Source organism: Cohnella ginsengisoli (assembly GCF_029525555.1).
GTDB lineage: Bacteria > Bacillota > Bacilli > Paenibacillales > Paenibacillaceae > Cohnella > Cohnella ginsengisoli.
The window spans coordinates 539234-552585 of record NZ_JAPDHZ010000003.1 but is presented as its reverse complement, the minus strand read 5'-3'; the positions used below and the strand labels follow the sequence as shown (position 1 = coordinate 552585).

13 protein-coding genes and 2 pseudogenes are annotated in these 13352 nt (G+C 50.9%); 13 read left to right on the top strand and 2 right to left on the bottom strand.

What is annotated here, in order from left to right:
* Window positions 1-85: 85 nt before the first annotated feature.
* The 7 genes from OMP38_RS13695 (at window position 86) to OMP38_RS13665 (ending at window position 5592) form a co-directional block, all read left to right on the top strand.
* Window positions 86-1402: a class I adenylate-forming enzyme family protein gene (locus OMP38_RS13695; RefSeq protein WP_277565647.1), complete on the top strand. Its 1317-nt coding sequence runs from the start codon at window positions 86-88 to the stop codon at window positions 1400-1402.
* 34 nt (window positions 1403-1436) lie between these two features.
* The gene (locus OMP38_RS13690; protein ID WP_338130512.1) at window positions 1437-1889 is read left to right on the top strand and encodes a class I adenylate-forming enzyme family protein; all 453 of its coding nucleotides are present in this window, start codon (window positions 1437-1439) and stop codon (window positions 1887-1889) included.
* Between the two features lie 80 nt (window positions 1890-1969).
* Entirely contained in the window at window positions 1970-2416 is a 447-nt protein-coding gene (locus OMP38_RS13685; RefSeq protein ID WP_277565645.1) for a hypothetical protein, read from the top strand.
* Window positions 2403-2942, top strand: a complete 540-nt coding sequence (locus OMP38_RS13680) for a hypothetical protein (RefSeq protein WP_277565644.1) — start codon at window positions 2403-2405, stop codon at window positions 2940-2942. Before OMP38_RS13685 ends, OMP38_RS13680 begins: the two co-directional genes overlap by 14 nt.
* A gap of 242 nt (window positions 2943-3184) precedes the next feature.
* Window positions 3185-3517 carry a hypothetical protein gene (locus OMP38_RS13675; protein ID WP_277565643.1) on the top strand — a complete coding sequence of 111 codons (333 nt, stop codon included), beginning with the start codon at window positions 3185-3187 and terminating at the stop codon, window positions 3515-3517.
* Window positions 3518-3611: 94 nt separating this feature from the next.
* The gene (locus OMP38_RS13670; protein ID WP_277565642.1) at window positions 3612-4484 is read left to right on the top strand and encodes a glycoside hydrolase family protein; all 873 of its coding nucleotides are present in this window, start codon (window positions 3612-3614) and stop codon (window positions 4482-4484) included.
* 64 nt (window positions 4485-4548) lie between these two features.
* Window positions 4549-5592, top strand: a complete 1044-nt coding sequence (locus OMP38_RS13665) for a right-handed parallel beta-helix repeat-containing protein (RefSeq protein WP_338130511.1) — start codon at window positions 4549-4551, stop codon at window positions 5590-5592.
* Window positions 5593-5759: 167 nt separating this feature from the next.
* Here OMP38_RS13665 and OMP38_RS13660 read toward each other — a convergent pair whose 3' ends face one another.
* Both OMP38_RS13660 and OMP38_RS13655 read right to left on the bottom strand, forming a co-directional pair.
* Complete coding sequence (locus tag OMP38_RS13660) at window positions 5760-6278, bottom strand: metallophosphoesterase (RefSeq protein WP_277565640.1); 519 nt, start codon at window positions 6276-6278, stop codon at window positions 5760-5762.
* Window positions 6262-6663, bottom strand: coding sequence for a metallophosphoesterase (locus OMP38_RS13655; protein WP_277565639.1), 402 nt, complete (start codon window positions 6661-6663; stop codon window positions 6262-6264). The genes OMP38_RS13660 and OMP38_RS13655 overlap by 17 nt, the downstream gene beginning before the upstream one ends.
* Before the next feature lie 157 nt (window positions 6664-6820).
* Between OMP38_RS13655 and OMP38_RS13650 the strand changes: the two genes are divergently transcribed.
* The 6 genes and pseudogenes from OMP38_RS13650 to OMP38_RS13625 all read left to right on the top strand — a co-directional run bounded on the left by OMP38_RS13650 (window position 6821) and on the right by OMP38_RS13625 (window position 13352).
* Window positions 6821-7567: a YveK family protein gene (locus tag OMP38_RS13650; protein WP_277565638.1), complete on the top strand. Its 747-nt coding sequence runs from the start codon at window positions 6821-6823 to the stop codon at window positions 7565-7567.
* Entirely contained in the window at window positions 7557-8228 is a 672-nt protein-coding gene (locus OMP38_RS13645) for a CpsD/CapB family tyrosine-protein kinase (RefSeq protein WP_277565637.1), read from the top strand. The genes OMP38_RS13650 and OMP38_RS13645 overlap by 11 nt, the downstream gene beginning before the upstream one ends.
* 123 nt (window positions 8229-8351) lie before the next feature.
* Window positions 8352-10184: a polysaccharide biosynthesis protein gene (locus OMP38_RS13640; RefSeq protein WP_277565636.1), complete on the top strand. Its 1833-nt coding sequence runs from the start codon at window positions 8352-8354 to the stop codon at window positions 10182-10184.
* A gap of 26 nt (window positions 10185-10210) precedes the next feature.
* Window positions 10211-11099: pseudogene (galU, locus tag OMP38_RS13635) on the top strand (UTP--glucose-1-phosphate uridylyltransferase GalU).
* Between the two features lie 20 nt (window positions 11100-11119).
* On the top strand, window positions 11120-12256 hold the full coding sequence (locus OMP38_RS13630) for a glycosyltransferase family 4 protein (RefSeq protein ID WP_277565635.1): 1137 nt from the start codon (window positions 11120-11122) through the stop codon (window positions 12254-12256).
* Window positions 12241-13352 (top strand): annotated as a pseudogene (locus tag OMP38_RS13625) (glycosyltransferase family 1 protein). Before OMP38_RS13630 ends, OMP38_RS13625 begins: the two are co-directional and overlap by 16 nt.

Below are 13352 nucleotides of genomic sequence, written 5' to 3'. Positions count from 1 at the left end.
TTTTTTTGTTCTTTATAAAGAACAATCGGCGTGTTATATTCATGAATAATGAACATAACGCAAGGAATTTATAGGAGGATCAGGGATGTCCGGTCGTTATAAAGAATGGGCGTTTTTGACCGAGGCGGTCGGGGAGATGGACGAGAAAACGCTCCCCTACTTGCTTCGGCGGCGCGCGACAGAATCGCCGAACGATATTGCATTCAGCTTTCCGGAGGAGCGACAAGAATACTCTTGGCTGAAGGTATGGCAGGAGACTTGGCGCGCGGCGCAAGGGCTGATAAAAGTCGGGATTCAAAAGGGAGACCGCGTCGCGATTCTGATGCCGGGGCGGATGGAATGGATTGTCTCTATGCTCGCGGCGGCCTGCACGGGAGCGGTGATCGTGCCGTTCAACAGCTATTCGGCTAAGGATGAGCTTCGGGCGCTGCTTGCCGATGCGATGCCGGCCGTACTGATTATGGCCACTACCGGTCATCGGCAGCCATACGCGACGATTTTAAGCGAATTAATGGAGGAGCAAGGCAGGCTCGGACGCGGCGCTTCTTGGATTCCGAAGCATATTTTTATCGTGGACGAGCCCAATGACGTTTTCGCTCCTTTCCGCCCCTATTCGGAGCTGCTCGCGATATCCGGTCCCGAGGAAGAAAAACAACTGATCGAAAGGTGTCGGTCCATTCGTTCGGAGGACCCGCTCGTTCTTCTATATACTTCCGGAACGCTAGGCGTGCCTAAGGGCGTCCTTCGCACGACGGCCTCTTTCCTGGTCTCTTCCGACAATGACCGTGCCGCCGGCAAGCGGAGAGGCGCTGACATCTTCAGACGATGGACCGACCGCGTATCAAGCCGATTCTCCGTCATGACGTTGCTGCCGCTTTATCATCTCGGCGGATTCGCCACGATTATTACGAATCTCAAAGTATGTAACATCCGCATCGTCATGTTGAGCCGTTTCCATCCCATTACCGCCCTTACTATACTTAGTGAAGGCAAGTACCGGTTTCTGGTCGGCACCCCCTATATGATCCAACGGATGCTCAACTGCGGCGAGAGGGGAAAATTCGATCTTTCGTCGGTGCTCGGGGTTATATTCACCTCCGCTGCGGTTAACAACGAGATTTTGCAGCGCGTCTCGCGAGATTTGAACCTGATCTTTTTTATGGTTAGTTACGGTTCATCCGAAGCGGGAGCGGTATCCAACGGGATCTGCTTGCTGGAACGCAGAGGCAATAAGCTGTTGCGCCTGATGATCAGGCTGTTGAAGCAGGCCAAGTTTCTTAGCGGATCCATTTCCCCCTCGGGAATTCGAGAACAGCGCGCACAGCTTGGCCGGCAAAGTGGATCGGGGAGTGGAAGTCAGGATCGTCCATCCCGAGACCGGAGAGGAGCTGCCTGTTCTTGAGCAAGGAGAGATCCAAATTCGGAGCCACAGGGTGATGAAGTACTGCGACGAGGAGAGCAATCGTGCAAGCTTGACTGCCGATCGCTGGTTTCGTTCGGGAGATCTCGGCTTCCTTGACGGCAATCGTCATCTGACGATAACGGGAAGGATGAAACGGATGGTCTCAAGAGGAGGCGAGAAGATCTCTCCCATCGAGATCGAGCGCATGCTGCTCCTGCATGCGGATGTGGAAGACGCATGCGTTGTCGGCGTTCCGGACGATTTGTACGGCGAACAATTATGCGCTTTTATCGTTCCAAGACCGGGGCGGCATCCGACTTCGGGTCAAATGAACGAATCTTTGAAACCGCATCTGTCTTCCTTTAAACTCCCCAAGTACTACATACACGTATCGGAGCTTCCTCTTTCGCCAACGGGAAAGGTTGCAATTGCCAAACTGGAGCGACTGGCCTTAGAAAGCGTCGGAGAACTGAAGGAATATGCGTAACTATTATCCTGGCATTACGCTGTTCAAGATGACGGGAGCGTTGCTGGTCGTGACGGCCCATGCGCTGCTAATCCCCCCTCATGCAAGAGGTGCCCGAACAGCAGTACCAGTTCGCGCTATTGGCGCTGCGGGTTATCGTGCCCTGCTTTTACGTCGTTTCCGGTTTCCTTGTCTACCAAGGGTGGTCGCACGCGGCGGCTCCGGGCGCTTACGTGCGTAAATACGTGACGCGAATCGCGATCATTTATGCCTTTTTCTGCTTGCTCTTCATGATAAGGTTTACGTTTCCGGCGCTGCAGACAGGAGGGCTGGGGCTAAGCAATCTGTTCCTGCAAACGAAGATCCTCGTCTATGCGGTATTTTTTGAACGGTCCTTTCCTGCAGCTTTGGTACATCCCGCCGCTATTGTTCGGGATTCTGATCAGTTATTGGCTATGGGCACGGAATCGATTGCTTATCGGCATGATCGCGGCAGGAGCGGGATACGCGATATGTCAGTGGACATCCGGGTCGTTGAGAGAGTTTAAAAGCGATTTTTCATGGGGGCCATTTTCGCTGCTGGAGGGATATCAGGACGACCTGATCAACTTGTTTACCAGGTACTTCGGTTTCGGCTTAACCTTCGTTCTTTTGGGAGCCGTACTGGCCCGTAAAGAGCGGCCTTTCCTCAAGCTTAAGCCAAGATCACTATGGATGCCTGCTATCGTCCTTACGCTTTTCGAGACGGGACTCCTTCTTAGCTTCGCCGACTGGAACGAAAAATACAAGCTGGCGTTCTGCCTGATTCCGAACACGATTCTCCTGTTCTACGGGATTCTTCGCGTGCCGCTAAAGGAGCTGCAAAAGTACCATAAGGCGATTAATCTATTCAGCATCATCGCTTTCGTGTGCCATATCCCGCTGATGGAGCTGAATTTATTCGCGCTAGATTGGGATCGCGCCTCAATGAGCGGGTTTCAAGGGCTTTTCTACCTGCTGCTGACCTTGGCGGAGTGTTCGGCTATCACGTGGGTATGGATAAAGCTGCCGGCAAAAAAAGAGCGTCGTGCTTGATTCATCCCATTTCGTCATTTACATTTGGCAAAATTTGTTTTAAAATAACCTTCAATAGGCTGTGGTTCTATAGAACTAGTGATAGAGGTGTGATATAGATGACTAAATTTTCAAGAATGGCGCTCTTCGTTGTTGTAATAAGCGTCATGCTGTTCCCAACATCGGCCTTCGCATCTTCGAATAATTCATCCAGCACTCATTCCACTTCGTACTTCTCTTCTTTTACGAGTACGATCGCCTGGTTGTTCACGGGCAAGTCCAGCGCGTCGAATCAAGGGAACGACAAAGGCAACAACAACAACGATAAAGGCAACAGCAACGATAAAGGCAATAACAACGATAAAGGCAACGACAAGGGCAACGACAAAGGCAACAATGACAAGGGCAACGACAAAGGCAATAACAACGATAAAGGCAACAACAACAACAACAATGACCATGACCATGATTCCGGTTACGGGAATCACGACGGCGGTTTCTGGGATTGGCTCAACGGCAATGACTGCGATGACGACGAGTGGGACGATCCGAAGTACGACTCCTACAGTATCTGGAAGAAATTCTATTGTTATTGACTTGATGCTCGCCGCTGGCTGGTGCCGGCGGCTTTTTTTACGACTGTCCATTCTGCAGGATGCCGATATTTAGGAAGAAAGCGAGGACTTAAAAGTGAATGTAAAAACGTATTGGAGACGAACGGTTCTATCGATGGCGCTGTCGCTGACCGTATTGATACCGGGGGCGATTCCAGCCTACGGCCAAGTGAGCGAGTCCACCCCCGAGCCCTATGTCATACAGCCCGATAAATGGGGATTATATACGGATGGCACGCATGCGACCGAGACGACGAACGGAATCAATAAAGCCCTGGAGTGGGCGAGCAAGAACGGGGTCAAGGCGGTCTTTCTCCCGGCGGGAACTTACCTCGTCGCCAAAGAAGGCCATATTGCCATGGTGTCCAATATGACCTTCGAATTGGCAGAGGACGCGGTGTTGCAGAAGGAGACGAACGGCAAAGAGCGATACGAGCTGCTTTATATCGGCTACGGCGTTCATGATGTCACCATCAAGGGCGGCACGTACAGAGGCGACAAGGATACGCATAATTATTCCATGAAGGACAACAAGTACAGCGCCGGAACGCACGAAGGCGGTTACGGTATCTTGCTTGAGGGCGCCTCCGATATCACAATCGATGATGTTAAGGCGATCAATTTTACGGGAGACGGTGCCATCTTTCAAGGGAAAGGCACAATGGTATCGGATTATTATGAGAATGGCTTCGTTTCGGGCACATTCGACGACCAAGGTAAAAAAGTCAAAGACGCGAAGAAGATCCGTACCTCCAAAGCGCTTTATTTTAGCAATCCGATATTCAAAACGGCTAGGATGTTTGAAATATCCAACTTGATGCGACTACCTCGAGCATTCGAAGTTTATTTTTATACGTCCAATGGCGTATTCCTCAAGAAAATTACGGCTCAAGGGAGAGAATCAGATACCGATTCCCGAAGGGGCGGACCACTTTTATCTGGCGTTTAACCAATCTACTGCCAAAGGCGCGTATTTCGAATACTGGAATCGTACCGTCAGCAAAGACGTAGTCGTGACGAACTCCGAGTTCGCCTTTAATCGGCGCCAAGGTATAACCGTTGGCGGAGCGGACAACGTTTTGATTTCGAATAGCACCTTTCACGATATGAAAGGAACCGCGCCTCAATCGGGGATTGACGTTGAAGGCGGTTTTGAGGTGAACGGCTATTTTAATAGCAACATCACGATACAAAATAATGATTTCTACAATAATGCGGCCTACGATGTGATCCTGTTCGATGGCAAAGGGGCCAAAGTAGAAGGGAACCATCTGGGATCTAAAGGGGTTATCGGACTTGCCGTTTCGAATCCATTCTCCGAAGCCGCTATAACCGATAATCACTTCGACGGCACTCGGCTTGTTGCGGAGAATGATGCGACCTTTCTTGGGAATACGATGAATAATTCGTACACCACGATCTCCGGGCCAAACATAAAAATAGATGGAATGGCGTTTATCGATTCGACGCTATCCGTTAGCTCTAAGGTTGCGTTCGGGGTCGAAATCTCGAATGTTAACATTTCGGTCAGCAAGCAAGTCGATGCGGGCTTTACGATTTGGGGACAACCCATTCGCGTGCGCAACATGACGATTACCGGCGAACCGGCGCTTCGTTCAATCACGGGAGGCGCTGCGGGGGGGAGCATTTTCGAGAATCTGAAGGTCATTGGATACAATGCTAAATACGGAATCTCCCTTTCACCCGGCAAGTACACGGGATGCCAATTCGTGTCGGGGGATACCGGGCAATTCGGCTCCATCTCATTAAAACTTAAAGGCAGCTATGTATTTGACGGGTGTTCGTTTGAATCCAGCGAGGCCTCCGCAACGAACCTTCTCGCAGAACAGCCGGACCTGGATCTGACGATTAGAAATTCGACCTTCGAGCTGCTCGGCAACACGCAGGCAGTCAGCGTCCAAGCAGCCAAGAGCGTCGTCCTGGAGAACAACACGATAACGGCAGAGCATCTGTCTTCCATGAAGGTCGAACTCATAAAAATAAACGATTACTGGAAGAGGAACGAAAAACACGACGTCAAAAAAGGTTGTCATTAGCGGGAATACAATCAAGTCAAATATTGCGGCCATCGGCGTTTCTACGGTCTACGCAGGCAAAGACGCGCCTGTGTATTCCATTGAGAAAAACAAGCTGATCAAAGCCACGATGGAGACGAAGCCCAACGACTTCAGAAGGTTGAATCAACTTATTAAATAGTTTCCAATTAATGGGTAGAATTGGTCGCTGTGGCGTCCGTCGATTCCAATGTAATAACGGTGAGCTCAGGCCTGCATAAAAATCGGATGGGATAGGAGGAGACTCCTATCCCTCTATTTGTATATAAGTACATCTCGTCTTCGATCTGATATAAGCCCTCCGGGTACCGTTGAGCAAGATCGGGCAGTATGAGGGGGCCAATAAGCGGAAGTCTTACCTGGCCGCCATGGCTATGCCCCGACAGTTGAAGGCTCACCCGGTAAGAGGCGGCATATTCGGCTAAATCGGGTTCATGAGCCAGAAATAGCGTAAACGCCGCCGGGTCATGCTCGCGGCCGCCTTCCTCCGCCAGGGCGGAGTCTAGATTCGGACTGCCCTCCAAGGCGTCGTCTAAGCCTGCTATTCGGATTTGACTGCCGTCATGCTCGAGCGTAACGGAACGATTGCGAAGCAAGGTGAAGCCGCTGCTTGAAAGGACGCGCTCCACGTCTTTTGCCCCGGCAGTATAGTCATGGTTGCCCAGCACCGCCCATTTTCCCAGGGGGAGCTTCAAGGAGAGATAAGAGGCGAATCGTTGACGATTCATTGGACTTTACCGATGCATGAAAAAGATCTCCGGTAAAACAGATGAGATCCGGTTTAAGTTTTCTGATGCGCGCTATCAATTGCTCCAGACGATGGATGCCGAAGTGGAAGTCCAGATGGATATCGCTAAACTGAACGATCTTCTTTAAATGAAACGCTCGGGGGAGACTTGTATAAGGAAGTTGAAGGTAGTTGGTCTGAATCCATTTCGGCTCAATCCATCTTGAATAACTCAATCCGGTTATTGGAGCGGCCAGCAATCCCGCAAGCCACCTTGTACTTATCTTCAAGAACGTGCTACGGCTGATCGGTCGGTTCGGATCCAAACGAAGGGCCCCCTTTGCTAGCTTGTATTATAACATGGGCGGTATAAAGAACAAACGACGGCCATTTGAGCCGTATTTTCATTGACATGTTCTTTATAAAGAACTAGAATAATTAGTGTTCCAATATCGTCCATTATTTAGGCAAGCAGGTGAAGTGTTGGAAGAGACTTTTATTTCAAATGGTCGGAACGCGGTTGAGACACCCATACGAGAGATTAACGTGAAAGAATGGTTTGACGTTATTCAGAGGCGTTGGTGGATTGCCGTTATTTGCACCCTCATATTCGCCGTATTAGGAGGGCTATATAGCACTCGCACCGAGACTCCCCTATATTCCGCTTCCTCACGCATCGTTATTAAAACGGAAAGCAGCGAACTTCTCGGAACGCTTAAGGCGTTCGCTCGCGAGCCGATCGTCATGGGACAAGTAAGAAATTCATTGCAGTTAACGCGCTCGGTTGGATTTCTTAGAAGCCAAATCAGCATTAGCAGCGTTGACGGTTCCTTGATTACGTTAGTCACCGCCGTTGATGCCGATCCTGATCTGGCCGTACAGATCGCTAATGCCACTGTAAAGGCTTACTCCGAGCAACTGACGGATGTTTTCCCGGGAGCGGCGGTTCGCGTCCTGACCGAAGCAGAGCCGGACGAGCATCCAAGTCCCATCAACCCTCCAAGCAATCGAGCCTTTTACATAAGCATATTTGCCGGCATAGCCATCGGGATCGGAATCATCTTCTTGGTCGACTCGCTAGACGACTCGATTCGAACCAGGCGCGATGTAGAACGGCATTTGGATACGGCGCTTCTTGGACAAGTAACGCGATTCAAGCGCAAAGAATTGACCGGCCGCGGCACTCGCAAGCCGGTGCAGAAACGAGGCGAGACGACGATTGGCAAATAAAGAGAAGGAACCGCGAAAAGCGTTTGTCAACGGATGCCTAGCCTCTTATCATAACCCGTTCTCGAATATCGCCGAACAGTATCGAGAGATTCGCAACAATATCGGCTTTGCCGCCGGCGGACAGTGTCGATCGATCGCCGTCACTTCTCCTTCCGACGGAGACGGCAAATCGACGGCCGCCGTGAATCTGGCGATCAGCTTGACCCAGAGAGGCGAACGCGTTCTCATTATCGATGCCAATATCCGTAAACCTATGTTGCACTACTTATTCGAAGCGCCCCTCTCGCCGGGGATGACAGAGGTAATTGTCGGACAAAGCATTCCTAGCGATGCTATTCAACAGACGGGTATCGAAAATCTGTCCCTATTGCCAGCGGGGGCGCTGGTGCATGGCGCTACGGATATGACCGATTCGCAGGCGATGACCAGGCTGTTAGAGCAAGCAGGGGAATCGTTCGATGTCCTGGTAATGGACTGCCCCTCGATCTTGGAATCGTCGGATGCTTGTTCGCTGGCGAGCAAGTGCGACGGTGTCGTTTTAATGGTAACAGGAGGCCGCACGCATCGGAAGAAGGCTTTGCAATCGAAGAAGGCATTGGATTTTGGGAAGGCGAAGCTGCTGGGCGTCGTGCTGAATCGCAACAAGAAATATGCCTTCTGATTATGGCGATTTCCTTTGTCTTAAAAGATTCGTTCTTATAAAGTTCGAATCTTTCTTTATGAAGAACGGGCTTTAACGGCGTTTTAAGGCCGTATGCCCGAACAATTGAGGTGGTGGGGACTTGTGAATTACAAACAGAGGCTTGCCTTTCTTATTGGAGTGGATTCATTGATCGTCTTATCGGCCATCTTTATTAGCCGATACCTCGTCTCCGTTCCCTTGGATCTGTTCTCGACTCCGCTGATCATTACTTCCATCGCGTTATTACTGAGCCATCATTTGTTTGCCCTGGTATACAAGCTTTACAAGAGGGCGTGGGAGTATGCCAGCGTCGGCGAGTTAATCGCCATAACGAAAGCAGTTACGCTATCGATCGCGACGGCATCGGTCGTTCAACTGATTTTCCTCCAAGAGGTATACATACGTCTGCTAATCGTCACTTGGATGCTGCATGTTTTATTTATCGGCGGCTCCCGCTTCTGTTGGAGAATCGCTAGAAACTTCTTGTTCCAAGCGCCGGAAGGTCAGCACAAGCGTACTTTGATCATCGGCGCGGGGGCAGCCGGTACGATGCTCGCGAGACAGCTTCTGCTGGACAATTCCGAAAAAGAATTGATGCCCATCGCATTCGTCGACGATAATCCGGGCAAGCATAACCTAAGTATTATGGGGATTCCCGTAGTAGGCGGGACCTCCTCCATCGAGAAAGTAGCGAAGGAACTTGCTATCGATTATATCGTTATCGCGATTCCTTCGCTGAACAAGCAGCAGCTAAAGACAATCTACGAGGAGTGTTCGAAAACCTCGGCCAAAACGCAGATCATGCCGATGCTTGAGCATATTGCGACAGGGAAAGTATTGGTCAGTCAATTCAGGGACGTACAAGTCGAAGATCTGTTGGGACGCGAACCTGTTGAACTTAATCTGGAGAGCATCTCGGAATTTGTGACGGACAAGGTCGTGCTCGTCACAGGAGCCGGCGGATCGATCGGCTCGGAAGTATGCCGCCAGATATCGAAGTTTCATCCTCGTAAGCTGGTTCTTCTGGGGCACGGCGAGAACAGCATTTATTCGATAGAGATTGAATTGAAGGTCCTGTTCAGAGATTCGGATATTTTATTCTATACGGAAATCGCGGATCTTCAGGACGAGAAGAAGATTAACGCCATCATGGAGGAGCACCGCCCGGATGTCGTCTATCACGCTGCGGCCCACAAACACGTTCCGCTCATGCAGCGCAATCCTGAGGAAGCGGTCAAAAATAATGTAATCGGCACATTGAATGCGGCAAGGGCCGCGGATCGCGCCGGTGTCGGCATTTTTGTCATGATCTCGACGGACAAGGCGGTTAATCCGACCAGCGTCATGGGCTCGACCAAGCGAATCGCCGAGATGATCATTCAGCATATGGATCGGACGAGTCGGACGAAGTTCGTCGCCGTTCGGTTCGGCAATGTGCTGGGAAGCCGAGGAAGCGTCATTCCATTATTTCGAAAACAGATCGAGAAGGGCGGACCGGTGACGGTTACTCATCCGGATATGGTGCGTTACTTCATGACCATCCCGGAAGCCTCCCGGCTCGTTATTCAGGCAGGCGCATTGGCGCGGGGAGGAGAGATATTCGTCCTCGATATGGGTGAACCGGTCAAAATCGTGGACCTCGCCAAAAACGTCATTCGGATGTCCGGCTACTCCGTCGAAGAGATCGGCATCGTATATACAGGCATGAGGCCTGGGGAGAAGCTTTACGAGGAACTTCTGAAAGAGAACGAGGTTCATGACGTTCAAGTATATCCAAAGATTTATATCGGCAAGTCGACTGAAGTCGACTTTAAGCGAATTGAACGGATGCTTCAAATCTATCCTACGCTATCCATCCTTGAACTGCGGCAGTTGTTGCTCGATTTGGCCAACAACAAGCCGGAAGAATCGCTATTATCGCCCGTTACCATATAGAAGAGCGAACAGGAGTTGTAGAAGGTATGGCTAAAGTGAAGAAGGCGATTATTCCTGCTGCCGGTCTAGGCACCCGCTTCCTCCCGGCTACGAAGGCGATGCCGAAGGAAATGCTTCCTGTCGTAGATAAGCCGACGATTCAGTATATCGTCGAAGAAGCGATCGAATCGGGGATCGAAGACATTATTATCGTTACCGGCAAGGGGGAAGCGCGCGATCGAGGACCACTTCGACAATTCATTTGAATTGGAGCAAATCTTGCTGGAGAAGAAGAAGTACGATTTGCTGGACGAAGTACAGAAATCGGCCAAGTTGGTCGACATTCACTACATTCGTCAGAAAGAACCGAACGGTTTGGGCCACGCCATCTGGTGCGCAAGGAAGTTCATCGGACAAGAGCCGTTCGCGGTATTGCTCGGCGACGATATCATCTCCGCGGAAAAGCCTTGCCTCAGACAGATGATCGAGAAGTATGAACGCTACAATTCCTCGATTATCGGCGTCCAGCACGTAACGGACGAAGAAGTGTCGCGCTACGGCATTGTCGACGGAAGATGGGTGGAGGATGCGCTGTACCAGATCAACCACCTCGTGGAAAAGCCCAAGCGGGGAGAAGCGCCGTCTAACTTGGCTATCATGGGACGCTATATCCTGAATCCGGGCATCTTCGATATTCTCGGCAATCAAAATCCCGGTGCCGGCGGCGAGATTCAATTGACCGACGCCATTGCGACGTTTAACCAAACCGAAGCGGTTTATGCCTATAACTTCGAGGGCACGCGTTATGACGTCGGCGAGAAAATGGGCTTTATTCAGACCACGATCGAATTTGCCCTTCAAAGAGAAGAATTGCGTTCCGAACTGCTCAGGTACTTAACCAGGGTCATGGAGAGGGAAGCCGAACATGCCGGGTAAGGTGCTTTTTTTGTGCAACGGTGGACTATCATTTCCGCGCTTTTCATCTTCCGATCATGGAGTGGTTCAAGCAGCAAGGTTGGGAAGTTCACGTCGCCGCACAGGGAAAGTTGGAACTTCCTTTCGTCGATCGGAAGTTCAATATTCCGATCCAGCGTTCGCCCCTGCATAAAGCCAACTTTACGGCCTATCGACAGTTGCGATCGATCATGCAAGAACAACGCTACGATATCGTCCACTGCCATACGCCGATGGGCGGCGTGATTGCGAGGATGGCAGGAAGAAGCGTTCGCAGCAAGGGAACGAAGTTGATCTACACCGCCCACGGATTTCATTTCTGCAAAGGTGCGCCTCTTCCGAATTGGTTGATCTATTATCCAATCGAGAAAAGCTTGGCTCGATTTACCGATTGTCTCATTACGATCAATGATGAAGACTATCGGCTTGCGAATCAGCGGCAGTTCAAAGCCGGGCGGATCGCGCAAGTCCATGGGGTCGGCATCGACACGGACATGTTTCATCCCCTCTCGTCTTCGGATCGAGCGCTAAGGAGGCAGGAATTCGGCTACCGGAACGAACAATTCCTGATGTTCTATGCTGCCGAATTCAATGCGAACAAGAATCATCGCATTTTAATCGAAGCGTTAGCGCGAATAAAGGAGCGCGTCCCTTCGATAAAACTGCTGCTCGCCGGAAGAGGGACGCTCGAGACCGAATGCAAACAATTGGCGTCCGCTTTGGGCGTAGAATCGATGATTGATTTTCTGGGGTACCGGGATGACATCTCCAAATTGCTGCCCATGTGCGATGTTGCCGTGTCCGGGAGTTTGAGAGAAGGGCTTCCGGTTAATATCATGGAGGCGATGGCTTGCGGACTCCCTATCGTAGCTACGCATAACAGAGGGCATTCGGAACTGGTGGCGGACCAAATTAACGGTTATTTGACCGATCCGCGCAGCGTTGACGACTTTGCATTACGAATCTCCCAATTAGCGACTATGGATGACCTCCGGCATGAGATGGGCGCGAAGAGCTTGGAACGAATCAAGCGTTACACGCTTAGCAGGGTTAAAAGCGAATTAAGCGAAATCTATTTTTCCTATATGCTGCAACAATCGACAAGCGAGGCTGATGATCGAGTATGGAAGGCCCAGTAAGAGTCCTGCACGCAGTCGTCAATATGAATCGGGGCGGCGCGGAGACGCTGATCATGAACTTGTACCGCAATATCGACCGCGATCGCGTACAGTTCGATTTTTTTGACCAGCAAACCCGGCGTCTTCGATGAGGAGATTGCGGCTATGGGCGGCATCGTTCATCGAATTCCGCATATTACGGACAATGGGCATCGCTCCTATTCGAGAGCGCTTCGCCGATTTTTCGATAGTCATCGACATTATCGGACTGTCCATTCTCACATGGACAAAATGAGCGGACTCGTACTATTTGCAGCGAAAAAGGCCGGAATCCCGATACGAATCGCGCATAGTCACAATACGATGAGCGAGGGAGGATATGCTGCACGGCTCTATAAGTGGTATATCGGCAACCGAATCGCTTCGTCCGCTACGGTGAGAATGGCCTGCTCCGCGGCGGCTGCAGCGTGGTTGTTTCCGAATAAGGCCGGGGATACGCTTATCTTGAAGAACGGCATAGAGAGCGGCCGCTTTGCTTTTCAAGCGGAAGTCCGCGAGCAAGTTAGAGCGGAATTGGATATTTCATCCCAAACCTTCGCGGTTGGCCACGTGGGGCGCTTTCTGCATCAGAAGAATCATGCCTATCTCGTTGATCGTTTCGCAGAACTTTTATCGAGACACGAAGATTCCGTTCTTGTGCTGGCGGGAGACGGGCCGCTTCGCTCGCAGATCGAACAAAAAGCCCGGGATTACGGAATTCAGTCCAAAATAAGGTTTCTCGGCGTTCGAAGCGATGTGGACCGGTTAATGCAAGGATTCGACGTGTTTGTATTCCCTTCCTTTCATGAGGGACTCCCCGTTACGTTAGTCGAAGCTCAGGGGGGCTGGCTTGCCTTGCGTGATCTCCGATTCCATAACGAACGAAGTGGACATGGGGCTGGGGCTGATTCATTCTTTCCCGCTGGATTCGAAGGAAAAGTGTCAAAGCAAACTCATGGATATCGCGAGGCAAAGGGGTTCCAGATCGATTCCGCCAGACGCTTTGAATCTTAAAGGCTACGATATCGCGCAGACTGCTCGTTGGGCGGAGCAATTTTACAGGACTGGAACGAGGTGA

Bases quoted from the DNA above. Each gene is read 5' to 3' on its own strand.
- OMP38_RS13695 (WP_277565647.1), top strand. From the start codon at position 86: ATGTCCGGTCGTTATAAAGAATGGGCGTTTTTGACCGAGGCGGTCGGG.
- OMP38_RS13690 (WP_338130512.1), top strand. From the start codon at position 1,437: ATGAAGTACTGCGACGAGGAGAGCAATCGTGCAAGCTTGACTGCCGAT.
- OMP38_RS13685 (WP_277565645.1), top strand. From the start codon at position 1,970: ATGCAAGAGGTGCCCGAACAGCAGTACCAGTTCGCGCTATTGGCGCTG.